This is a genomic window from Ruegeria sp. AN11, assembly GCF_056536005.1.
Genome location: NZ_JBQFJD010000002.1, coordinates 780,300 through 803,923, shown reverse-complemented (window position 1 = coordinate 803,923; position 23,624 = coordinate 780,300). Strand labels below are relative to the sequence as shown.

Annotated in this window: 17 protein-coding genes; 2 read left to right on the top strand and 15 right to left on the bottom strand. The window is 56.6% G+C overall.

Features of this window, described 5'->3' with window-relative positions:
* Positions 1 to 9: 9 nt before the first annotated feature.
* From ACR3EQ_RS23515 to ACR3EQ_RS23485, 7 genes are all read right to left on the bottom strand, one after another.
* The gene (locus ACR3EQ_RS23515) at positions 10 to 1,260 is read right to left on the bottom strand and encodes a sarcosine oxidase subunit beta family protein (protein ID WP_170613929.1); all 1,251 of its coding nucleotides are present in this window, start codon (positions 1,258 to 1,260) and stop codon (positions 10 to 12) included.
* Entirely contained in the window at positions 1,257 to 1,931 is a 675-nt protein-coding gene (locus ACR3EQ_RS23510) for a TetR/AcrR family transcriptional regulator (protein ID WP_170613928.1), read from the bottom strand. Before ACR3EQ_RS23510 ends, ACR3EQ_RS23515 begins: the two co-directional genes overlap by 4 nt.
* Positions 1,932 to 3,482, bottom strand: coding sequence for a trimethylamine methyltransferase family protein (locus ACR3EQ_RS23505; protein WP_170613927.1), 1,551 nt, complete (start codon positions 3,480 to 3,482; stop codon positions 1,932 to 1,934).
* 4 nt (positions 3,483 to 3,486) lie between these two features.
* Positions 3,487 to 5,889, bottom strand: a complete 2,403-nt coding sequence (locus ACR3EQ_RS23500; protein WP_170613926.1) for a GcvT family protein — start codon at positions 5,887 to 5,889, stop codon at positions 3,487 to 3,489.
* Between the two features lie 151 nt (positions 5,890 to 6,040).
* On the bottom strand, positions 6,041 to 7,771 hold the full coding sequence (locus ACR3EQ_RS23495; protein WP_170613925.1) for a hypothetical protein: 1,731 nt from the start codon (positions 7,769 to 7,771) through the stop codon (positions 6,041 to 6,043).
* Between the two features lie 103 nt (positions 7,772 to 7,874).
* Positions 7,875 to 8,585: an MBL fold metallo-hydrolase gene (locus ACR3EQ_RS23490; protein ID WP_480442034.1), complete on the bottom strand. Its 711-nt coding sequence runs from the start codon at positions 8,583 to 8,585 to the stop codon at positions 7,875 to 7,877.
* A gap of 21 nt (positions 8,586 to 8,606) precedes the next feature.
* The gene (locus ACR3EQ_RS23485) at positions 8,607 to 9,413 is read right to left on the bottom strand and encodes a gamma-glutamylcyclotransferase family protein (protein WP_170613924.1); all 807 of its coding nucleotides are present in this window, start codon (positions 9,411 to 9,413) and stop codon (positions 8,607 to 8,609) included.
* A 109-nt stretch (positions 9,414 to 9,522) separates the two neighbouring features.
* Here ACR3EQ_RS23485 and ACR3EQ_RS23480 point away from each other — a divergent pair, with 109 nt between their 5' ends.
* Positions 9,523 to 14,733: an AAA family ATPase gene (locus tag ACR3EQ_RS23480; RefSeq protein ID WP_480492309.1), complete on the top strand. Its 5,211-nt coding sequence runs from the start codon at positions 9,523 to 9,525 to the stop codon at positions 14,731 to 14,733.
* Between the two features lie 42 nt (positions 14,734 to 14,775).
* Here ACR3EQ_RS23480 and ACR3EQ_RS23475 read toward each other — a convergent pair whose 3' ends face one another.
* From ACR3EQ_RS23475 to ACR3EQ_RS23465, 3 genes are read right to left on the bottom strand one after another with little or no spacing between them, the layout of a single operon-like run.
* A complete protein-coding gene (locus ACR3EQ_RS23475) occupies positions 14,776 to 16,098 on the bottom strand; it encodes a hypothetical protein (RefSeq protein WP_170613922.1) in 1,323 nt (440 codons plus the stop codon).
* Positions 16,099 to 16,102: 4 nt separating this feature from the next.
* Positions 16,103 to 18,301, bottom strand: coding sequence for an alkaline phosphatase family protein (locus ACR3EQ_RS23470; RefSeq protein WP_170613921.1), 2,199 nt, complete (start codon positions 18,299 to 18,301; stop codon positions 16,103 to 16,105).
* A complete protein-coding gene (locus ACR3EQ_RS23465) occupies positions 18,252 to 18,548 on the bottom strand; it encodes a hypothetical protein (RefSeq protein WP_170613920.1) in 297 nt (98 codons plus the stop codon). The genes ACR3EQ_RS23470 and ACR3EQ_RS23465 overlap by 50 nt, the downstream gene beginning before the upstream one ends.
* A gap of 385 nt (positions 18,549 to 18,933) precedes the next feature.
* On the opposite strand from ACR3EQ_RS23465, the gene ACR3EQ_RS23460 reads away from it, so the two are divergent.
* Positions 18,934 to 19,512 carry an XRE family transcriptional regulator gene (locus ACR3EQ_RS23460; RefSeq protein WP_170613919.1) on the top strand — a complete coding sequence of 193 codons (579 nt, stop codon included), beginning with the start codon at positions 18,934 to 18,936 and terminating at the stop codon, positions 19,510 to 19,512.
* 40 nt (positions 19,513 to 19,552) lie between these two features.
* On the opposite strand, the gene ACR3EQ_RS23455 is transcribed toward ACR3EQ_RS23460, so the two are convergent.
* From ACR3EQ_RS23455 to ACR3EQ_RS23435, 5 genes are all read right to left on the bottom strand, one after another.
* On the bottom strand, positions 19,553 to 20,125 hold the full coding sequence (locus ACR3EQ_RS23455) for a thiamine pyrophosphate-dependent enzyme (RefSeq protein ID WP_170613918.1): 573 nt from the start codon (positions 20,123 to 20,125) through the stop codon (positions 19,553 to 19,555).
* Positions 20,122 to 20,670, bottom strand: coding sequence for a decarboxylase (locus ACR3EQ_RS23450; RefSeq protein ID WP_170613917.1), 549 nt, complete (start codon positions 20,668 to 20,670; stop codon positions 20,122 to 20,124). The genes ACR3EQ_RS23455 and ACR3EQ_RS23450 overlap by 4 nt, the downstream gene beginning before the upstream one ends.
* Positions 20,670 to 21,764, bottom strand: a complete 1,095-nt coding sequence (locus ACR3EQ_RS23445; RefSeq protein ID WP_170619772.1) for an aminotransferase class I/II-fold pyridoxal phosphate-dependent enzyme — start codon at positions 21,762 to 21,764, stop codon at positions 20,670 to 20,672. The genes ACR3EQ_RS23450 and ACR3EQ_RS23445 overlap by 1 nt, the downstream gene beginning before the upstream one ends.
* Before the next feature lie 242 nt (positions 21,765 to 22,006).
* Positions 22,007 to 22,939 carry an AEC family transporter gene (locus tag ACR3EQ_RS23440; RefSeq protein ID WP_170613915.1) on the bottom strand — a complete coding sequence of 311 codons (933 nt, stop codon included), beginning with the start codon at positions 22,937 to 22,939 and terminating at the stop codon, positions 22,007 to 22,009.
* 186 nt (positions 22,940 to 23,125) lie between these two features.
* Positions 23,126 to 23,623, bottom strand: a complete 498-nt coding sequence (locus ACR3EQ_RS23435; RefSeq protein WP_170613914.1) for an aminomethyltransferase family protein — start codon at positions 23,621 to 23,623, stop codon at positions 23,126 to 23,128.
* Between the last annotated feature and the right edge of the window lies 1 nt (position 23,624).

The window sequence follows — 23,624 nt, the reverse complement described above, 5'->3', positions numbered from 1 at the left end:
TTCAACCTCCTAGTGCGGAATGCCAGAGGCCGCGCTTTCATCCACAAGCGCGCCTGTTGCGAAACGGCTGATGTCAAAGGGGCGGCTGATCTCGTGATGGCCGCCCGTGGCCATCAGATGTGCCAGCAGATACCCGCCCGCCGGGATCGCCTTGAAGCCGCCGGTACCCCAGCCGCAATTGAGATAGATGCCATCCACGCCCGACGGTCCGATAATCGGAGAACTGTCGGGCGTCACGTCGACGATCCCGGCCCAATGGCGCAGAAGCTTCACCTTGGCCAAGGCCGGCATCATCTCGGCCAGCCCGCCCAAAACGACTTCCTGCATCGGCAGGTTGCCGCGTTGACCGTAGGACGGCACTCGGTCCAGCCCACCGCCGACCACCAGCCCGCCCTTGTCTGATTGGCTGACATAAGTTCCCAGTGCCGGGCATAACACGACGGTATCCAGAACCGGCTTCAACGGTTCGGATACAAACGCCTGCAGCGCATAAGAATGGATGGGCAATTTGTACCCGGCAATTTGCCCCAGAACAGACGAATGCCCTGCCACAGAAGCGCCAATCACACCCGCGCGCACTTCACCCAATGACGTCTGCACACCGACGCAACGCCCGGCTTCCATCACAAAGCCTTGCACTTCGCAGTTCTGAATGATGTCTACCCCCAATTGGTCGGCCGCGCGCGCATATCCCCAGGCAACCGCGTCGTGCCGACCGGTTCCGCCACGCGGCTGATTGACACCACCATGAATCGGATAACGCGCATCGTCCCGGAAGTTCAGAACAGGAACCCGCTTGCGGATCTCTTCCCGGCTCAGCAGCTCGGCATCTATGCCATTCAGACGCATGGCGTTGTACTGCCGCGCGGCCATTTCCATGTCATGCTCGGAATGAGCGGTCACAAGCATACCGCGTTGCGAGAACATGACGTTGTAGTTCAGCTCTTTGGACAGGCGTTCGTACAACCGGACCGAAAAATCATAAAGCGCGGCGCTTTCAGGATAAAAGTAGTTGGAGCGGATCGCGGTGGTGTTTCGCCCGGTATTGCCGCCGCCAAGCCAGCCTTTTTCAAGTACGGCGACATTGGTCATCCCGTGGTTTTTGGCAAGGTAGTAGGCGGTTGCCAACCCGTGCCCGCCACCGCCGATGATCACCGCATCATAGGCTGGTTTCAGCGTGGCAGACCGCCAGGCTTTGGCCCAGCCTTTCTGACCGCGCAAACCTTCGCGAAAAACCTGAAATGCCGAATACCGCGTCATTCTTTCTTATCCATTGCCAGTGAATAGGCCACGAAACTCTGAATCAACTCAGCTGAAGGTTCCTTTCCGGTAAAACCCTTCAGGAACCCTTCGATCCGGCTGACCCGCACCTCCATAGTTTCGCGCATTTCTGCCGCGTGATATCCGATCTGCATGAAATACAGGATGCGGGCCCGCGCATCTGCGTCGCCTGCGTCGTAGCCGTGGCGCGCGTACATTTCGGTTATGGCGTCCAGTCGGGTTTTATCGGCGGCGTCGATCAGAGCATTGACCTGATCGTCCCGGCGCGCCCATTCCCGCACCGCAAAATCCAGCCCCTGATCGAACAGATCCGAGGTCACAAAGCAGCGGAAGAAATTGCAAACCGCAGCACAGATATCTGGCGCGGGTTTTGCGCAGTGGGTTACAATCGTTTGCGTGTTCCGCGCCTCCCACTCCTCCAGAAGCTTTGCCAGAAGATCGGCCCTGTCCTCGAAGTACCAGTAAAAGCTGGACCGCGAGACCCCAAGCCGACGGGCCAGAGACAGTATCTTCAGCTCGGCAACACCTTCGTGAACCAGAACGTCACGCGACAGGTTCAGCCAGTCTTCACGCGTGACCTTGATGTTTCCGACCAGCGGGTCCTTTTCCGGGTCATCCCGGTTTAAAATTGGTTGGGCACGCTTGTTCATTCAACTCTCCGGCGGTGCACCGCCTTCCGCCGTGCGCTTTGCGATGAACTGTTTCAGGTTTTCGACCCGTGCACCATCCAAATCGGGTCTTTTGTCTGCAGCAAGAATATCTTTCCAGACCTTGGTCGCCCGCACCGAGGCGTCAACTGAGCCGCGTTCGCTCCAGGTGCCGAAATTGGCATAGTCGTGCACAATCGGCTCGTAGAATTCGGTGTTATAACGCTTCATTGTCTGCGGCGCGGCAAAGAAGTGACCACACGGCTCCACCTGCGACAGTGCCGAATCCAGTCCGATTTCATCGACCCCCGCCGCGCGCCCGGCGCAAAGTTCGGCCACCATGTTCAGAACCTCTGCGTCGGTAATGAGTTTCTCGTAGGAAACACTGAGCCCACCTTCGAGCCATCCTGCGGAATGAATGATCACCGTTGCCCCGGCCATCAGGCATCCCCACAGGCCAAACTGGTTTTCGTTTGCCGCCTGCACGTCGTTCAGATTGGACGCTGAACCGGCAGCGGAACGCCAGGGCAAACCTATGAAACGCGCCAGCTGCCCGGCCGCGAGCGAGGCGTGAAAATGCGCAGGTGTCCCAAAGGCGGGCGCCCCGGATTTCATGTCGACATTGGACGTGAACGTGCCGTAGCAGACCGGCGCACCCGGACGGGCCAGCTGGGTCAGCGTGATCGCCGCCAGCGCCTCGGCATGGCTGAGCGTAATCGCCCCGGCCACCGTGATCGGAGCCATCGCACCCATCAGCGTGAAGGGCGTGACAATCGAAAGTTGCCCGTGTCGGGCAAAATCGATCAGACCCTGCGCCATCGGGATGTCGAGTGTACGGGGACTATTGGTGTTTATGATCGTGTATGCATGTGGCGTGGCAAGGAATTCATCGTCCGACAGACCCCGAAAGTTCCTCAGCATCTCAAAATTGTCCATTGCCTGCGGTGTGCCACGGGAAAACAGGAACGGAAACTTGTCTGACAGCGTCAGTTGAACTTCGGTCGTGAAATAGTGCCGCAGATGGGTCGGCACATCCTGAGGTTCGACCGAGGGTGATAGCATCTGAAACACATCGAAGTGATGGTTGATCTGCGTGTATTCCCTGTAGTCCCGCGCCGAACCCGCACGCCGCCCCCGTTCGAGGTCGGTCGCGTTGGGTGCCCCTGCCCCGGCTTGAAATACAAGGCTGCCAAGCTCCAGTGTCACATCCCGGTGTCGCGCCCCCGCGCGGCAGGTGATGGACTTTGGCGCCGTTGCCAGCGCCGCGTCGACCATGTCGCGTCCGATATTCACCATTTCGGTGTCCTCATCGACGCGGGCACCGCCTTTCGCGAAAATAGCCCGGGCCTCGGGCAACAGAACTTTTATGCCCAGCTCTTCCAGCAATCGCAGGGCAGTTGCGTGCATGTTCGCAATCTCATCTGCCGAAAACACGTCCATCGCCGGAAACGGGGTTTTGAGCTGGCGGTAGTTCACATCGCGCGCCGGGGTCCTGACGGTCTCGCCGCCGCGTCCCCTGCGCCTGCCACCCGGGCTGTTGTTTTCTGGGTTCATCGCATCACCCTCTCATCGCCAGACCTTGGGGATCATAGGGCGATGCGGCGATCACACGCGCCGTTTTTTCAACGCCCACCACATGGATCTGCAACTTGGTCCCTTCCTCGGCACATTCCCGATCCACCATGGCCATTGCCAGCGATTTCCGTACTGTGTGCCCGTATCCACCCGATGTGACAAAGCCCACGCGCCTGCCATCTTTCCAAACAGGTTCATAACCGCTGGCATCCGCATCCTGACTGTCGATCTCAACCGTGACGATGACCTGATCCGGTGTGGCCGTGCGTTCCGCTTCGGCCGCGGACTTTCCGATGAACGATTTGGACCAGTCGATCCAGCGATCCATTCCCGTTTGCGCGGGCGTGTACGCCTGCGTAAACTCGGCCGACCAGATGCCAAAACTCTTTTCCAGCCGCAGTGACAGCAACGCGTTGAAACCAACTTCACGTATGCCCAGATCCGCTCCGGCCTTCAGAAGGGTTTTTCGCAGAGCGATGTGTTCAGCCGCTCGACAGTGGATTTCGTATCCCAGCTCTCCCGCTACTGAAAGTCGGCCGACTTTGGCGCGGATCAGTCCGATATCGAACGTACCGCACCCCATAAACCGAAGGTCGCCGATAGGGCCAACCGTCAGTTTTTCCAGAACCTTGCGGCTGTTTGGCCCAGACAGGCTGAACCCAACAATATCATCGGCAATGTCGCGGATCGTGACACCATCGGTCAGGTAGGTATTGAACCAGCGCATGTGCCATTCGCGCAGGTAGTAGCTGCCCATGATCCACCATGTGCCGTCGCCCCAGTTGAAGACTGTCAAATCACCTTTCAGCTTGCCTTCGGGGGACAGCATTGGGGCCAGTCTTGCCCGTCCGGGTCCAGGCAACTTGCTGGCCATCAGATTGTCCAGCCAGGCTTCTGCATTGGGACCCGAGATTTCGAAACGCGAGAATCCGGAGATGTCCAGCAGCCCGACGGTTTCTCGAACGGCTTTACACTCCTCGGCCACGAGATCGAATGCGTTGGATCGTTTTAGGGTTGGTGTTTCTGCAAAATCCTTGGCGGGGGCGAAGTACAGCGGAACCTCAAGTCCCCAACTGGCGCCCCACTGGCAGCCCGCTTCGGTCATGTCCGAATAGGCAGGCGCCATTTTCAGCGGCCGGCCGGCCGGCAATTGTTCGTTCGGATAGGTCATCACAAACCGCCGGGTGTAAAACTGACCGGTGGTTTCCTTGATGTATTGTTTGTTCTCGGCAAATGGCCCGTAGCGCGCGACATCCATGCCAAAGACATCCGCCTCGGGCTCGCCATGGATCATCCATTCGGCCAGCGACTTCCCGACGCCGCCGCCTTGCAGAAAACCTGCCATCACCGCGCAGGCACACCAGTAGCCGGGCTTGCCGCGTACCGGACCGACCAGGGGGTTGCCGTCCGGTGAAAAGGTAAAGGCGCCGTTCACCCATGTTTTGACGCCCACATGCTGAAGATCCGGGAAACGCTCAAAACCCAGCGTCAGTTCTTTTTCAATCCGATCCGGGTCCTCCTGCTGCAACTCGAATCCGTATTCCCAGGGCGCGCCGTCCATCATCCAGTGTTCGTGATCGATCTCGTAAATGCCCAGCAGGATGCCGTTCTGATCCTGCCGCATGTAAGTAAAGCCCTCGAGATCCACGACCAACGGCAGTTCTCGTTCCAGCTTCTCGACGGCCGGGATCGTGTCGGAGATCAGGTAATGATGGTTCAGCGGCGAGACCGGCAGTTCGATACCGGCCATGCGACCCACCTGCTTGGCCCACAGGCCCGCGGCGTTGACAACATGTTCGGCGTGGATCGTCCCCTTTTCGGTCACAACCTCCCATCCGCCCTGGGTCTGGTTCAATTCCAGAACTCGGTTGTGTTCTATGACTTCTGCACCGTGCTTCCTGGCCGCGCCCGCATAGGCATGGACCGTGCCGGTGGTGTCGATATATCCTTCGCGCTCGGCCCACATGCCGCCCAGAATCCCGTGATCGGACATGATCGGGCACAGTTCTTTGGCCTCTTTGGGCGACACGAGACACACGTCGTCGATGCCGATGGCCTGAAATGTCCGATACGCCGATTGCAACCATTCCCATCGGTCGGGTGTTCCGGCCAGGGTGAGGCCACCAGTCATGTGCATCCCGACGGATTGTCCGGATTCCTTTTCGATTTCGGACAGCAGGTCGATCGTATAGGCCTGCAATGCAGCGATATTAGGGTCCGCATTCAGGGCGTGAAAGCCGCCTGCGGCGTGCCAGCTTGAGCCCGCGGTCAAAATGTTCCGCTCGATCAGACAGACATCTTTCCAGCCGAATTTGGCCAGATGGTACAAAACAGACGCGCCGACAACGCCGCCACCAATAACGACCGCACGATAGTGTGACTTCATCGGTCCATTTCCTTCCCTGAGTGCTTTTGATCCGGACAGGCACAGTACTGTTCATAACTGTCCATTAGAGAACAGCATCAATAGACAGCTCTGTCCAGTGTTTTCTGCAAGGTACCCTTCGGGCACAAGCCCGCTTAAACTCGGACGCGGCCTAGTAGGATACCTTCAGGGTGTCACCGGTGATCACAAATGTCGGTGAATTGCCATCTATGGCATTTCCAACGAATTGCGCCACATCCAGTTCAGCCATGTTCGGAGCCTGAAGAACGGGGTACTCAACCCCGTTTTTCAGACCATGGCCGCGAGGGAAGGAAAAAACCAACGTTACCGGGGAACGATTTACGTTTACGGCCCCGGAAACACTGAGCGTTGTGGGGTTCGTACCAAGCTGGACCTTCAGTATGCCATTGGTCAAATCCAGTTGTCCGATACCAAGACCGCCATCATGTCCGCTGAGGTCGAGCACGCCATTGCCGATCAACTGAACCGTTGCCGAGCCTCCGGTAGATTTGTCGGAAAACAGGACCTGACCACCATCGCCGCCGCGCGCCCCGGCATAAGCAATCAAAGTGGCACTGGCTGCGGTGCCCACATCCGTGAACGAGGTATATCCGCCCTCCTGACCCGGTTCGTTGCCGCCCAGATTGTGAAAGATCGCAGTTTCTGCGGTCGGTGGAAGATTTGGCGCGCCGGTGCCGTAGGAAGATTCAAATATCGTATAGCCGCCAACCTGACCGGGGTGGTTCCAGATTGTCGCCTTACCGGCACTGGAAAAGAATTCGTTCGGGGGTTTGATTGAAAAGATCGTATGCCCCGCGCCCGAGTTGCGGTTTACGGCACTTCCGAAATTCACAATGGTTGCGTTGGCGGCTGTGGCATAACCGTAGCGCGCTGTGAATTCGGTATGCCCGCCGCCTCCGGGCCAGTCTTTTGTTGCACCATAGTTGATATAGGTCCCGTCGCCCGCTGATGCGCCGGGATTGTCCATCGCAGGATAGTTGGGGTTGTTGTTGAAACTGGTCACGCCGCCATGCGCACCGTCGATTGTAGCCGGGTAGTTGTTGAACTTTCCCTGCCCGCCTGTCGCGCAGCCGTCAAAAGCGACGTCACCGCCATTGGCCCCATGCCAGTCCGCATCCACTGCGGTGCCGCCAAAATTCAGGTAGGTCGCCTGTCCGGCGGTCGAATAGTCGTAAAACTGCGTGTTGCCGCCATCACCGCCCGGGACAGTGCCACCGTGATTGATGAAAGTGCCCCGATCCGCAGATGCCGCCTGATGAAACACGGCATTGGCAAAGGTATCCCCGTCGCTGCCCAGAGTTCCAAAAATCGAAAAGGTCGCGGTTCCCGCGCGGGCACGTTCGCTGAATTTTACTGTGCCACCAAGACTGCTGTTTCTGTCCGGAGGGGGCACTTTCCCGGTTCTGAGGGTGAAGTACGCGGCCCCGGCATCGGCGTCGTCATGAAAGGCGATCGTGCCGCCCCCGTAGGTCGTTTCCAGCGACGGAGGGCCTGCGTAAAAACTGACCGGCCCCTCGCCAGCGGATGCAGAACCGGTGAACTTCAGCTGAGGTTGGTTGTAGGTTCCAAAGGAAGCCACGATGAAGCTTTGGGTATTGAGCGATTGATTGACGATGCCGCGCCCGGTGATCGTCAGCGCGGGCTGCTTGGCAAGATCCCGGATTGTGAATGAATAGGCATCCGACTGTTCCGAAAATTCAAGACACTCGATCTGAGCCATTGAATCAGGAGTGAAGGTTATCGCGGTATGAGAGGATCCTCCGAACTGGGCGTTTGCCATCGGTATCTGATCTGTGTCCCAGTTGTTTGGATCATTCCACTGATCGGAAGACGGATTTGCTTTCCAATTTGCGCTCGTCATGACGAATTCCTCTGTGAACAAACAATAGGTCTTGGGCACGCTCCCGAGGGGCGGGCCAAAAGTAAAAGCATGCGCGCGTGCCGTTTGCACACGCTCACTTTAGTCAAAACTCAAAAAGCCGCCTGAAAGTCGCCTTGTAGGCGTCAGACGCGCCACCCAATACCGGCGCGCCGTGGCCACAGAAAACGTGCCTGAATTGCAGAGCCGACAGCCGCTGAAAATCTTCGGCCTGCGGTTCGGACACCTGCATCCAGACCGGGCCGACATTGGCCGGTGTAAAGAACCCCATGCCTTCCATCATTTCGGCGGAATCCTTGCTGAAGAATTCGTCTGGATTCAGATAGTTCTGCAAAGCGTCGCACGCGATCATTACGCCGCCGTCCCGGTCGAGCCTAAAAATGCATTCGGGGGTCTTGGTGGTCCTGAAGGTGAAAAGCTGCGCACCTGATATCGGCAGTTCGCCGCCTTCGACCAGTTCACGATCCACCGGAACGCCTTCCTGACCGGCACCAGGCTGGGCCCAGTAGGTCGCGCCAAATGTGTCCCGGTAAAAGGCATCGTCGGCTCCGTGCAAACCACCGACCTGAACGACGTCGGTAATCCGGCCCAACTGCTCCAGCGCCTTCAACCCGTCATCGGAAAGCCTGACCGCATTGAACAATATCAGCCTGTCACCTTCGCGAACTATCGTCATGTTCCGGCTGAACTGCCAGTCAATGTCATTGAAATGCATCTCTCGTGTGCCGGTGACGAAAAATATGTCAGGCAAAGGTTCCGAGATGACTCCATGCGGAGACGCTGCCAGATGGCCCATAATACCCCCCTTTAAAAAGCCCTATCCTAGCCTTTTTTCGGCTGGCAGGGAAGTATAGTCGAATTGACCTGCATACTGATACTCATCCGCAAAGGCGTGCAGATAGGTGTTCAGACAGTCTTTCTGGTCCGGCCGCAGCCGGTCGTTCAGGATATCTTCGAGACATTCGGTCCCGTCGCTGGTGTCCAGTCGCTTGAGCAAAAACACCGTGACTTCCCTGCCGCCGAACCAGTCCTTCCCGATAGATTGCGCCGGACGCGCATTCGTCATGTCAAAGACAGATCCCGCCAACACCGTCAGGTGCCGGGCAAGCCCGGTGTGGTCTATGACACGGGGAACAGGTCCCGGGTCAAAGGCGGGCAGGACCGGTGGCTGAAGAACCGGATGCCGATTCAGCGCCGAAATGTATTCCGGGTCAATGCCGGCCTCGGACGCCCCGCGCGCCAGAATGTTCAGATAACGGCGCGTTGGCAGGCAGGCGTCGTTGACAAAATCCGGCAAGCCAACATAGGCCAGCGCCTGCTCGGCCCCCTGAACAGTTTCGATGTCGACCACAGTCCGGTCATACCCCACGCCATAGGCTTCCATCTGGTCGAGCGCTGCCAAGTCGGCCTCGTTGCAGCAATGCAGAACGCCCAGAACCCGGTCCTGTGGGTTTCCGGTGTGTTCGATATTTCCAACGCCCCCTTCGTGGCGAAAGAAATGCTCGACATTGAACGTTAAACGCCACCCCCTGAGCGTCGCCGCACGCGACGCCGAAGGTGTGACGCCTTTAGCTCTTAATGAAGTAAAATTCATATTAGAGCCGTATCCAAAATAGTTAATCAAGGTTATGCTCTATCTTAATTTCATCCTGTGTAATAATGCAGGAGCCCGCGTCTGTGTCACAGTTTTTTTAAACAGTTCCTTGTAGTCTTTCAGGAAGGTAGTTTCTGCCTTGCATCTTGAGATCGCCGGATACCAGATCGAACAGCAGATCGAGGCGTTTTACGCAAGTTCGCTTTTTCATGCCCGCAACAGCAAAAGCGGACAGCCGGCGATTGTCAAAACCTTGTCTGCCGAGTTCCCCGACATTCGGGATGCCAAGCGGCTGGAACGTGAGTATTGGCTGTTAAACGAGCTAGGCAGCCTGGACGGGATTATCCCGGTCACGGATATGGTCTTCCTTGGCAATGGTGCCCCGGTTATGATCAGCCCCGCGACCGGATGGACCTTGTCGCACTACCTGCGCGCCAAACGAACCGCCACATGGCCGCTTGAGCGTGTTGTCGACATCATAATCCGGCTTACCACTGCGCTGGACGCCATCCATGCGCGCGGTATGGTTCACAAAAACATCGCACCACAGAATATTCTGCTGGATGACACGGATTGGAGCGTCCGGCTGATGAATTTCGAAATCGCGACGGCCCTGTCGCGGGAACATCAGGGGAAAGTCGCTTCGAAACTGATCGAGGGCCATCTGCCTTATATCTCGCCCGAGCACACCGCACGGATTTCGCACGATGTCGACTACCGATCAGATTTCTATTCTCTTGGTGTCGTATTCTTTGAACTTTTGTTTGGGCAATTGCCATTCAGGGCCGAAACGCAACTTGAATGGGTCCATGCGCACATCGCCAAGCGGCCACGTGTCCCGGATGATGCCGGGGCATATGTTCCAGCGACGCTGATCGAGATTGTGCTGCGGCTTTTGGCCAAAAACCCTGAAGACCGCTACCAAAGCTCGTTTGGTCTGTTGCACGATCTTGAGATCTGCCGCCGAAGCCTCTCGCGCACAGGTGAAATTGCGCCCTTTGATATCGCGCAGCGAGACACGTCCGAAACGTTTCGTGTTCCGCAAGTGCTGATCGGACGCGATGCCGAGCTGGAACAATTGACCCAATTGCTTGCCAAGGTAGAGGCCGGCGCATCCGAGCTATGCCTGATCTCCGGCAGTTCAGGGGTTGGGAAAACCGCGCTGGTCGCGGAACTGAACCGGCCAATTCTTGAGGCGCGCGGCTTTTTTCTGCGCGGCAAGTTTGACCAGTTTGAAAGGGTCAGACCTTATAGCGGCATCGCTGCTGCATTTTCCGGGCTGGTTCAGGAACTGCTGGCAGAACCGCCAGAGTCACTGGCGACGTGGAAAACAAACATTATTGGCGCGTTGGGACGAAACGCGCAGGTTCTGCTGGATGTCCTGCCGGATCTGGGGCTGATCATCGGACCGCAACCGCCGGTCCCGACCCTTCCTCCGACCGAGGCGCAGAACCGGCTGCAACTGACATTTCTAAGCTTCGTAAGGCTGCTGGCGGATGAAAACCACCCGCTGGTACTGTATCTTGACGACCTGCAATGGAGCGATGCACCGACACTTAACCTTTTGCAGAAAATGGCAACGGCCCGGGACAGCGGTCATCTGCTTATTCTGGGCGCTTATCGCGAGAATGAAGTGGACAGCGGCCACCTGCTGAGCCTGATGCGCAAGGAGGTTGCCAAGACACGGACGGTACATGATCTGACCTTGCCGCCGCTCGATCAGGCGGTCGTGAACCAGATAGTTGCCCGGACATTCCGAACGGATGAGGCGGACACGCAAGAGCTTGGCGCTGTTCTTTTTCAACGAACCGAAGGCAACCCCCTGTTTGTAAAGGAACTGCTTCAATCCCTGTTCGACGATGGGATGATTAATTTTGACCGCACACATGGCCGCTGGACATGGGATCTGGCTGCGATCAGGAAGGCCGAAATTGGCGATAACATTGTCGAGTTCCTGATTGGAAACCTGAACAAACTTCCGGATGACACCAAGGAAACGTTGCGCATGGCCGCCTGTATCGGACACGAGTTCGACATGGCCAAGCTGTCGCTGATTTATCAGCGCTCTAAAGAGCAGCTGGGCATATCCCTGATGAGCGCCCTGGCCCGCAACATCATCCTGCCCTTGGACGACAGCTACCAGCTTTTCGATCAGGCCGCAGCTCTGACGGACGCCAGGGCAGATGCGGCAGTCAACCCGCGCTACCGGTTCCAGCATGATCGTCTGCATCAGGCCGCTTACGAGTTGATTGATGACGCCGAAAAACAGCCTGTTCATCTGTCGATCGGACGACTTTTGCAGAGCGAAGACACGGATGAGCCGCAAAACGAACGCCTGATCAAGATCGTTCGCCATCTGAACGTGGCCCGCGATCTGATCACCCGGAAAGATGACAAACGCGAACTTGCGGAGCTGAACCTGGCGGCTGCTCGCATTGCGCACAATGCGTCCTCGTATCAGGTGGCTTTGAACTATTTGCGTATTGCCCGGTCCCTCCTTCCTTCGAACCCGTGGCAAGAGGCCTATGGGCTGACCAGATCGCTATCATCGCTCTATGCACAAACCGCCTATCTGAACGGCTTGCATGACGAGGCCGATGCCGAGTTGTCACGCGCGCTGGAAAACCTTCGGACCTCGCTGGACAAGGCGCGCGTTTTGTCGATGAGAACAAGGCATTACTCGACCTTGGGCCGGATGAAAGACTCCATCGATTCAGCCCTCGAAGGGCTTTCCCTTCTTGGGGTCAGGTTCACGGCGGATGTCTCGGATGCAGAGGTTGAAGCAGAAGTCGCAGAGATTTCTGTCAACCTGGCAGGCCGGGAGATTGCCGATCTGATCAACGCGGGCCGTATGACGGACGCCAATATGGAAACGGCGGTCGGGCTGTTGATGGAGATCTTTCCTGCGGCCTTTCTGTCAGGTGCCGGAAACCTGTTCCGTCTTTTGATCCTGAAATCCGTCAACCTGTCACTGCGTTTCGGAAACTCGGCCGAAACCGCCTTTGCCTACTCGACGTACGGGATGTTGCTGTGCGGGGGCATGAACCGCCCTGCTGAAGCGATCGAGTTCGGCAAGCTCTCGCTTGCTATGAACGAGGCATATGACGACATTGCCCTGAAATCCCGCATTATTTACGTCTACACGATGTTCATCCACCACTGGGGCCACCACTGGAGCACGATGACAGAATGGTTCACCCGTGGCTTGGAGGCGGGATACCAGTCGGGCGATCTGTTGTATCTGGCCTATAACGCTCAGGATTGCATCATCTGGGACCCGCGTCTGGATCTTGAAACCGCAATTGCCGAACAGTCGCGATACATGGTGATCGTCAAGGACTGCAACTATGCGGACAGCTACGATTCAGGCAGTCTTTTTCTGCAGATGTTGCAGAATTTCGCAGGCAACACCCGGGATTTGTATTCACTTAGCGATGACACGTTCGATGAAGTTTCCTGCCTGAAGGGAATGACCGAGCGCGGTTTCATGACAGGTGTCGCGAACTATCACATCTATAAGGCCGAACTTCACTGCCTGTACCGCAACTTCAAGGGGGCCGTTCCGCACGTAGCCGCGCAGGAAAGGTTGATGGACAGTGTCATGTCGCTGCCGCAATCCGTTCGGTTCCGGTTTCTGGCCTTTCTGACCTATTCCGCGACGTACGAGACATCCCCTGCGGACGAGCAATCGCATCTTTGGCAGAAGATGGAGGATCACGCCAATCATATGGCCGACTGGGCCCAGCACTGCCCCGAGAATTTCAGCCATCTCGACCTTGCCATGCGCGGAGAGTTTGCGCGCTTGCAGGGCGATATGTTGAATGCGCTGTCGTGTTATACCCGGGCCGTCGCATGTGCTGAAGAGAACGGGTTTACCCGCGACCGGGCCATGATTCACGAACTCGCGTCGTCGGCCTTTGAGAAGATCGGCCAGAGTTTTGCGGCCAATGCGCATCTGGACGCTGCTCGCCGCCTGTATCACCGATGGGGTGCAAGGCGGAAAGTCGATTTGATGGATGCCGAGAACCCCACCCTTCAACTCATCGCACCAACCCGTTCATCGGGGGACAGGGATGCAGAAAACAGCGGATATTCGATCTCGCACAGCGCTCTTGACTTGCAGGCGGTCATGAATGCGGCCCGCGCGATTTCGGGCGAAATCGTGTTGAGCAATCTGCTGTCACGCACAATGCGCATTCTGCTGGAAAGCACGGGCGCGCAGCGTGGCGTTTTCCTGTCAATGAATGACGATCAACTACTGGCCGTAGTTGAATGCCTCGTTGAAGAGGGCGACCTGGAAACACGCAATATTCAGTTTGAACCCGACCCCGATACCCTAGCAATGTCCGTTGTCAATTATGTGGCCCGAACCCAGAAACCTCTGGTTCTCGACGATGCAGCCGGCCATCCGCGGTATGGCATTGATCCTTATGTCGTCAGGAATCAGATCCGCTCGGTCATGTGTGTTCCGGTGATCCGTTCCGACCGCTTTTCCGGGATTGCCTATCTGGAGAACAACCTGGCCGCCGGAGCATTCCCGGAGGAGCGGGTTGCAATTGCCGAATTGCTGACGGCGCAAGCCTCAATATCCATCGAGAACGCCAAGCTTTATGTCGATCTTGAGCAGAAGGTCGAACAGCGCACCGCTGAACTAAGTCAGAAAACAAATGCACTGGAAGCCGTTGCAAACCAGCTGTCCAAATACCTGTCACCGCAGGTATATCGATCGATTTTCGATCGCAGGAAAGAAGTCAGACTGACGTCGGAGCGCAAGCTTCTGACGATCTTCTTTTCGGATCTGGTCGGGTTCACCGAGCTTGCCGAACAGATGAGTTCCGAAGATCTGAAGACATTGCTGAACCACTACCTGTCAGAAATGTCCGAAGTTGCTTTGTCTTTTGGCGCGACCATCGACAAGTTTGTCGGCGACGGAATTGTCATCTTTTTTGGCGATCCGGAAACCCGCGGGCCTGAAAATGATGCCATTGCATGCGCCAAAATGGCGATTGCCATGCGTGACAGACTTGGAGCGCTGCGCGAGGAGTGGCTGAAAGAAGGCATCCGAAAACCTCTGGAATGCCGCATGGGCATTCACACCGGATACTGCACCGTTGGCAATTTCGGCAGCGAGTCCCGAATGGATTACACCCTGATTGGCCGCGCTGTGAACCAGGCCTCGCGCCTTGAAAACGCTGCGCGCACCGGTAGCATTCTGATTTCGCAGGACACGTATGACCGGATCAAACCCGAAATCGCCTGCGTCGAACATGGAACGGTTGAACTGCGCGGCATCGGGGCGCCCGTCAGAACATACGAAATCACTGGTCTGAAACAGGACGAAAACACCTGAGGTACATGAAAGACATCAATTGTCCCGTTCTTGGACGCCTCGCTAGCTGTGTGTCATGCTGTTCTTCGGTCCGGACGGAGGCGCAATCTTGCACCCGCAGGTTTCGTTCCCAGCCCCGGCGCACCGCGCCATCGCTTCGTCGAACGTGTATTTCGGGTGCGGCGGCGGTCCCGGACAATAGAACAAGTCCATCTGGGCCAGCGCGCACATGACCTGCGCGTCGTGTGGGTCACCGGGATTGGGCGGCCCGAGCCCTTTGGTGTTGCCGAACCAGCGTTGGCAGGCATTCTCCTTTGCCTGCTCCGGCTCGATATCGGGGTTTTTGGTGTATTCAAACAAAAAGGACGCAGCCACCAAATCCTGCGCCTCGTACATCCGAATATCCGGTATCTTTTTCGCGCAGTCCGTGCACTTTCCGGTCACTCCTGCCGCGATCATGTGATTGGCAACCATATACGGTGTCTCGCGCGGGTCGTCGGGGGAAATCCGTACTTTCCCGACCTGCAAGACCGGCGTTTCCGGCGTGCCGTTTTCGTCTTTCGGCATATCATCCTTGAACGCGACCCTGAACCAGCCGGGAGCCTGCGGATCATAAAGAGGTGATCCGCAGACCAGCAGCGGCAGCGTGTGACGCTCACCTGTTGCGTTGGGCCCATTCAGATAGAGGTTAAGCATCGATCGGATATAGCTGCGCTCGGGCGGGCCATCGAAAAAGCCCGAGGCCATCATGATGGGAAAATAGTCATTGGGGTATTCGCTTTGACCTGCACCGGGCGCGGCGATTGGATTTACATCCACAATGGTTCGGTAAAAACTCACGTCATCCGCGGGAATTCCGCTGGCCCGCAACACGGTATCCCAGCGATGCATGGTCATACACTCCAGAAAAGTACCCTGCTGCAACACCTGCCACGGCGGGTAATGCATCAGCAACAAACCCCGCTGACCCAGGACGTTCAGCCCCAGTGGCGGGAAGAGATGCCATTTGCACAGGCCGTCGTCCTTGTCGCTGTTGACCGGATAACCGGCCATCGGGTTCCAGACCCCAAGGTCCTGCAACAGGTTTTTTCCCGCGACCGCCTTGCCCGCGGCATCCGGCGCGAACAGTTTCTGATGGTGTTCGGCAAAGACAGACAACGCCGCTTCCGGCTGATCAGCCGAGATCGAAACCCGGTATTGCCCGCCTGACTTTGTGACCTGCACGTTGCCCGAGGAAAACCCGTCAGCCTCAAGCGAGTTCCTTGTGTAATGCGCAATCACGCTTTCGCGGTCGGTCAACCCGAGATCGGAATTGGCAAGTTCGGCAGGTGGGAACAGTTCGTTCAACAGCTCCACCGCCCCCAGAGAATAGGAAAACTCAGCCATCGGATCAGCCATCCGAACCGATAGGCGGATAGTCCTTGTCGTAAGGCACCGAGAGCTTAGGGTGATCGGTGCGCGGATCGCTCAGTTCAAACACGGATTCAAAAGTCGGTGCCGCCTGTACCCGATCGCCCAAGCCCCAGCGCGCACGCGGGATGCCGTACCAGTCCAAAACCGTCGACAGCAGAGAGGTGCCTTCATACGGCTGCGGTTGGCCACTGCGAAACACCGTGTTGGATTTCACTCGCGGCGACACCACTATTGTCGGAACACGCGGGCCCAAAACATCATACTTGAACCCGTCGTTCACATCCCTCGGCCAGGCCGGTTGTGCCATCGGTGGTGCCTCATGGTCGTACATTCCTCCGCCCTTGCTGAACGTGATCACCAATGCGGTTTTGTCCCATTGCGGGCTGGCCCTCAGCGCCTCGTAGATCTCTTTCAGTTTGCGCTCGCCCGGAACCATGTCGCCGGAAGCACCGGGATGATACGAGGTCGCGCCACTTGGTGCGATCCAGGCGGGTTCGAGGAACGAGAATTTCGGCAGCATCCCAGCCTTCGCATCTGCAATGAATGTGCTGAGCGGCTGCACGTACTGAAACTTGCTTTTGTCCACGCTGGGCAACTGATTGCGCATATACAGGTGATAGGTGAACACTTGGTTCTCCCATTCCACCGAGTAATAAATCTTCCAGTCCTGATGGCCGTTGTTTTGAAGCACTTTCCAGATCGGCTGCCGCAAGGGCCGCTCTGCGTATTGCGTGTATTGCGGCTCACCTTCGCAGTTTACCGTAATGTTGTAGTTCGATCCCGACAGGGCAAAGCCCCGGTTGGCAATTGTGCCGCCCGGCATGGGTGAAAACCAATAATCGCTCACCGCGTAATTCTCGGCCAGACCGTTCAGCACCGGTAATTGTGTAGGGCTGAACGAACTCATTGCTTCGGGGCTGAGGTTGTTGGACACAAATCCGCCCATGTCCGGCACTGCACCGCTTTGGTAGGCAGGAAAACCGCCGCTGTATTGCTGCTGAATGCTGTCGGCTGTCGAATGAAACGGATCGATCTTGGGCGAGGAAAGCACGAACTGATCGCTCAGCTTGCCATCCTCATACTGGTGCACCGGGTACGGGGTGCCTTTGTAAGTGTTCGTATAGGATTTTGAGTTTGCCTTGAACGGCGGTTCCGCGTTCACATAGTTCAGATGGGGTGCGTCCGCCTCGTACAGCCAGCCCAGAACACTGTCCATGGTCCGGCTTTCAAGCATGTAGACGACCACATGTTCGATATTGGTGCGCATGAAATCCATCGTGCCGGGAACAAGCGCTTTGGCCGCATCAATCGGAACCGGCATCTGTACCGGAGTCAGCTGACCAGACACATCAAACCCCTGAGGCAAGGCGCCCTGTTTCAGGGGGCCGACAAACGGGTCGGGAAGGAACGGATCAAACCCCCAAAGCCGGTAACTGCCATCTCCGGGCGCAATGTCCAGAATGTTCTCACCCATGGCGATTAGGTGGTGCGAGGCATCAATGTCCGGGCGGGTGCCCTCAGATATCGTCGGCATCGACAACGGATGCCAGTTTTGCGGATCAAAGTTCCACACGCGGTATTTCGAATGCTCGGCGATCCATTCGAGCACATAGTTGCCCATGGGCAGCAACGCGCTACCGCCGGTGATCTCGGCAAAGGCATCCTGCGGCCCCATCGAGGTAGGCAGCGGGTCGGGCGGCGACATCGGGCTGGGTGCGGGATCGAAATTCCACAGCATATATGTCCCGCGTGCAGCTGTCGGCATATAGGCCATGACATATCCCGTCACGGGCACAAGCTGCACGATATCCGTTTCGGTTGCATCCCAGGTGTAGTGATCGAAATACTGCCAGAATTTGTGCTGCTTCCATTTCCCCGATTGCAAAGGCTGAACGCTCAGCGGGTCGGGGTTGGTCGGGTCAAATTCAAACAGATCATAAGGAACATGGGGATCTTTTGGATCCTGAAGCTGCGACAGATCATAGGAGAGCATATACCCGCCGATCGGACACAGCTTTGTGCTGGATGGAAAGTTTGATCCGGGCGACAACAGGATCTGTTCGAACAGCTCAGGCAGATCCATGTTCAGCCGCCACAGGCTGTAGGTGTCGCCGCTGTTGACCTGGTTAATCAGATAGGTTGGTGCTGCATTTGCGATAAAGTCTTTCTCGGCCATGTTTCCGTCCAATCCATGCGGGGTCAAAAACTGAAAAAAGAGAGAAATGGGAAACGATTTGTTCACTAATTTGCAACAAATACGCCAAATCAAAAAGAAAAATCTTCTGACGTCCGAATGAGCCGCGCTTGGCTGGGGGTGGATTTTTGGCTTTGAGTTGCGCCGCCATGAGGCGCCGGAAACCGACCCAAGAGACTTTCAGCCAGTTTTCCGTCGACAAAAACGATTGCCGTGCGCCACGTCCCAAGACGACGACCTACGTTCAAGATTGCATTACAGAACAAAGGTCTGCCGTGTGAACGTAATTCTGTTGTCATCGACAGATGGGGGTGGTGCCGGGTTTTTCGGTAAACGAATTGAGCATCCGAAAACCATCATGTCCAATACGCGGGCGAATGATAAAGATTGATAACATCATTAAGCTTCATTTGTGGATGCTCAAACCTGCGAGAGACCGGTTTTGTTCCGCCGAAAGTGAAAAGAATCACCGTGATGTGATTGCAAAAATCCAATCGAAGCAACGGATGACTAATAAGCCTCGCGACAAAGCTTTTTTGTGAATCCTGCACTGGTAAGGATGTCGATGCTGTGCCAATCTCGTGCCCCGGATAACCTGATCGGCAGCGTTGAAAGTGGAAAAGAAAAACGACACTGAAAGTGAAGTCGGTCAGACGCTTCAGCGGTTGCGGCATGAACGGGAACTGACGCTGGGCGATCTTGCGGCTCGGGCACAAGTATCCACTGCGATGATCAGCCGGATCGAAAACGCCAACGTCTCGCCTTCGCTGTCAACACTGCAATCTTTGGCGGATGCTCTGGATGTGCCGCTGATGGCGCTGTTTGCCCGGTCGGATATCGCTGCAGATGTTCATCACGCGCGCGTTGGCGATGGCCTGCCCGCGCGGCGCATCACGCAGGGGCATGCGCATGATTATCTCCTATTGGGCAAGCACTCGGCACCCGGGGGGATTTTTCAGTCTGCGCGAATTCGCATTTCAAAAGAGCAATCCGGCAACTTGCCCAGCTATCAGCACGAAGGTCATGTGTTCATCTACATGATCGAAGGTCAGGCCACCTACCGTTGCGGAGGAGAGAATTTCCGGATGTCGGCGGGCGATACACTGAGTTTTGATGCCAAGCTTCCGCACGGCTTCAGTGAAATCCTGTCTGATGCTGTCGAGTTCATTACGGTCTCAACCCGCCCGCAATAGGGCGCTGCCAAGCTTCGGCCTGTGAGGCCGAGCCTTGCAGCTATCGGCGATTGAGCGCTGCGCGAAAAGTCGAACGCGCCTCTGCACTGTGAATGTAGGCGTAGTCTCTGGGATAGGAGGTTCCTGCCGTGACCTCCATCGAAACAAACTGAGGGCCTGCCAGAGACAGGATCTGCGGCGCGGCTTCGGCGAACCTGTCAACATTGGTGAATCGCTGAACCCCGTCATAGCCAGCCGCCCAGGCCATTGCAGCAAAGTCGACCTTTTCAGCGCCGGGCAACGGATGCGCTCCGTTCACCTCGTAAACCCGATTGGCCGAAAGAAAGTGATAGAGGTTCGATACGCCAGCGCCGGCGATCGTCACCAGTGACCCGAGGTTCATCAGCAGGCTGCCGTCGCCATCAAAAACAATTACGCGCCGGTCCGGATTGGCCAGTGCCAATCCCAGCCCGTGGGACGATGCCTGACCCATCGCGCCAACGGCGACATAGTTCAGGTCTCGCGGGTTCAGGGCCAGCCAGTCAAAGCAGCTTTGATAGACTGCAACTACAATGTCACTGTCATGAATGTGGGGGATCAGCGCCCGCAGCGCCTCGTCGCGACGCATCGTCATGACACCTCCGGAGGTCTGCCGATCAGAAAGATATGAGGCTGCGAGGATGCATAGGCCATTGCGATGGCCTGCGGTATGTGGGCTTCGTCGCCGGGTTCTTCGATCAGCGAATGCGATACCTCCATCGCGTCAAGGACAGGGCGGATTATCCGAACACCGTAGGAGGAAGATTGATCCGGGTGCACATGTGGTTCCTTGCCCTGCAAACCAACCATCATCACAACGGGCAATTCATAATCCATCCCGATCGCACGAATTGCATTCAGGGAGTCCATCAACCCTGTCTGCTGCATCATCAGAACGGCCCGGGTTCCATTGTAGGACATGGCGCCGCAAATACTGACACCTTCATCCTCTTTGCAGATCCGCGTCAGTCGAAAATCGGGATCCTTGGAAATGGGCCACAACAGACCGTCGCTGGTGACGATATCCGGAAGGGCGACGATTTCCTGAACCTGTGCGGCCTTGAGCTGCGCAATGATCGCGCGCCCCGACGGGTATGCAACCTTTGGCGCGTCCACTGTAATCCCGGAAGACATACCCATTACACGCCACCGTTCAGGAATTTGGCAATTCCGTCCCGTGCAATTTTCAATTCATGCATATGCCCGACTGTAATGCGCAGATAGTCCTTGTACGCTGGCGATGCGAACCGCCGCACGGCAATGCCGTGCTGCAAAAGCGCGCGTGTTGCAGCTTCTGCTGACTTGTTGCCATCCGGGAAGTGAACAAGAACGAAATTTGCCTGACTGGGGATGACGTCCAGTCCCAACCCCTGCATCTCGGCGGTGATCCAATTCCTGCCCAAGCGGTTGGCATCGCGAACATACTGAGTGTGGGCTGCGTCCTCCAATGCGGCGATCGCAGCCATTGCCGAAGGCGATGCAACCGGAAAGGTCAGCCCGATCCTGCGAACAACATCGACGATGTCGTCAGGCCCATACAACCAGCCCACGCGCGCGCCTGCCAGACCGTAGATTTTTGAGAATGTACGGCACATGACTACGTTTTGGGCCTCATCAACCAGAATATGCGCTGGCTCGTAATCTTCGGCATCGATGTATTCTTCATACGCCGCGTCGATTATCAGCAGTACATTGTCTGGCAAGGCGGCGTGCAGGCGGCGAATTTCAGAGCCGTTCAGATACGTGCCTGCGGGGTTTTCCGGGTTGGCCAGATAGACGATACGGGTCCGTTCGGTCACGGCTTCGATCATGCGGTCGACAGAGGGTTTGAAACCATCGTCCGCAACCGACACGACGCCTGCATCGTTGGCGTGCGCATAGTTCGGGACTTTCAGGTACCCGTTCGCGCTGCGGATCAATTCGGTACCCGAACCCAGATAAGCGCGGGCAAGCCGTGCAAGCAGGTCGTCCGATCCCTGCCCGGTTGTGATCCGCGCGGCATCGAGGCCGAAATGTTCAGCGATGGCCGGGGCGAGAGTTAGATCGGGGTTTTCCAGATACCGTTCGATTGAACTTGTTGCTGCCTGCGCGGCGGCCCGGGCCAAACGGCTGGGACCAAACGCGCTTTCGTTGGAGTTGAGCAGGACAGACGGTGGAGGTGATGCATCAATCGCCCCTGCGACCATGTGGGGTTTGATGCGCGAAATTCCTGATTTCGCCAAGGCTAAAGTCATTCTTGTCCTCCAGCAGTCACTGGCCGGGTAGGTGGCGCTTACTTTTATCATACAATACTCACTATTTAGCAACTCACTTTCAAAAATATTATGATTTAAGTGAGCCTGCTTGGATGAAAGCAGCGCGACGCTTGTTTGCCCGGATACCTGCGGCATCGCGTTGGAATTGACAGGCATGAAACGGCAGCCCAAAGGGCAAACGGCTGTTCGGGATTCTTCAGCGAGGGTCGCTTGGAACTGTATTACCCGGCCATCGGAAGCAGTATCGCCAACGAAAGTGGTATACTGACCGCAGCAATCAGGGTCTGTAGCGTGACGATCGCCGCCATCAAAGGCGCATCTCCGCCCAGTTGTTTTGACAACGTGTAAGAGGACGCACCCGTCGGAACAACGGAATAAACCACGGCGATCTGCAGCACGTTCTGCGGCAGTCCGACGGCCAGTCCGATTACCAGAACCGCGACAGGGAAAACCACCATCTTGCCCGTGAACGCAAGGATCAGGGGTATTGTGCTGGCAGCCATTGCGCGGACTCTCAGGTTTGCGCCAACGGCCAGCAGAGTAATAGGCAGCGCCCCCGCACCCAGAACATCCGCCACATCGTGAACCACCGGAATCCGGTCTCCGATCAGCTGGTTGGCACCCACTGCCAACAGGATTGAAATGACATAGGGGTTGCGGGCCAGTTCCCGCAGAATGGCCAGCGGCAGACTCGTGGTTCTGTCGCTTTTCAAAGAACCGACCAGCATGATCACCATGACGATATTGGTGATCGGAACAAGGATCGCCGTCGCCAGAATGGCGATGTCAAACCCTGCCGGACCGAAAAGGTTTGCCGCCAGAGCAAGTCCTATGAAGGAATTGTGCCGGGCACTGCCCTGCAAAATAGATGTCCCCTGTGGCGGTGCGAAACCCATCAGGCGCGTACTGACAACCGCAAAGATCAGTGCAGCAACAAACCCGCCCAGGATCGTGGCCGAATAAAGCCCAAGCGCTGATTTGTCCAAAGGCGACATTGAGATCTTGCTGAATAGCAGGCATGGCATCAATACCCAGTAGACAAGTTTGTCGTTCAGGTTCCAGAAGTCCGTGCTGGGAATGCCACCTTTCCGAAGGGCCAGCCCAAGGGCAATAATCAGAAAGATCGGCAGAATAGAGGTCAGCGTTGTCAGCATGGCAATCAGCAATTCGAAAGGCGCTTATTGAGCGGACCTTTTCATGCCGGAAATTGCAATTCAACCGATGGTTTCGCTCTGACTTCAAGTCAGGATCTTTATTCTCGTGAATTCCGGAAATTGGTCCGCTAAGTGGCCCTATCTAAGGTGCAAGAACAAAGGCCCAAGCTGTGAACCGCCGTTTCTTCAGGCGGTCGCCCGGGCCAGATAATCCTCAATCATATCGCCAAAACTCTGTTCGACTGCGAATTCGAAACCGCCATCACACCTTGTCACGAGCGCCTTCAGGCCAAACACCTCGGAATAGGTCACGTCATCCGGGCCGAATATGGTTTCGTTCAGATCCAGCGGACAGGCAATGGCCATCACGTCCGCCGCCTCGGGTCCGGCAACGCGGAAAAACGTCAGCATGTCCGAAATTCGTACGATGCTGATATCTTCCGGGCAATCCGCCGGTTTGAGCCTTTCCTCATATTCCTGCTCACGATTTGGCCCAGTCCGAACGATCCAGTGATTTCGGCCGACATGGTACAGTTCGGCCCCCCCTTGCCCGATCCGGGTATTGGGTTGTTTTGGCAAGCTCGGCAACAGGTCCTTGACCCAGCTTTCGATTGCCTCGGGTTGCCCCTTAAGATCGAAAAGTGCGCTCAGGCTCTGGCGTGCAAATTGTACGTCATAGCTCATC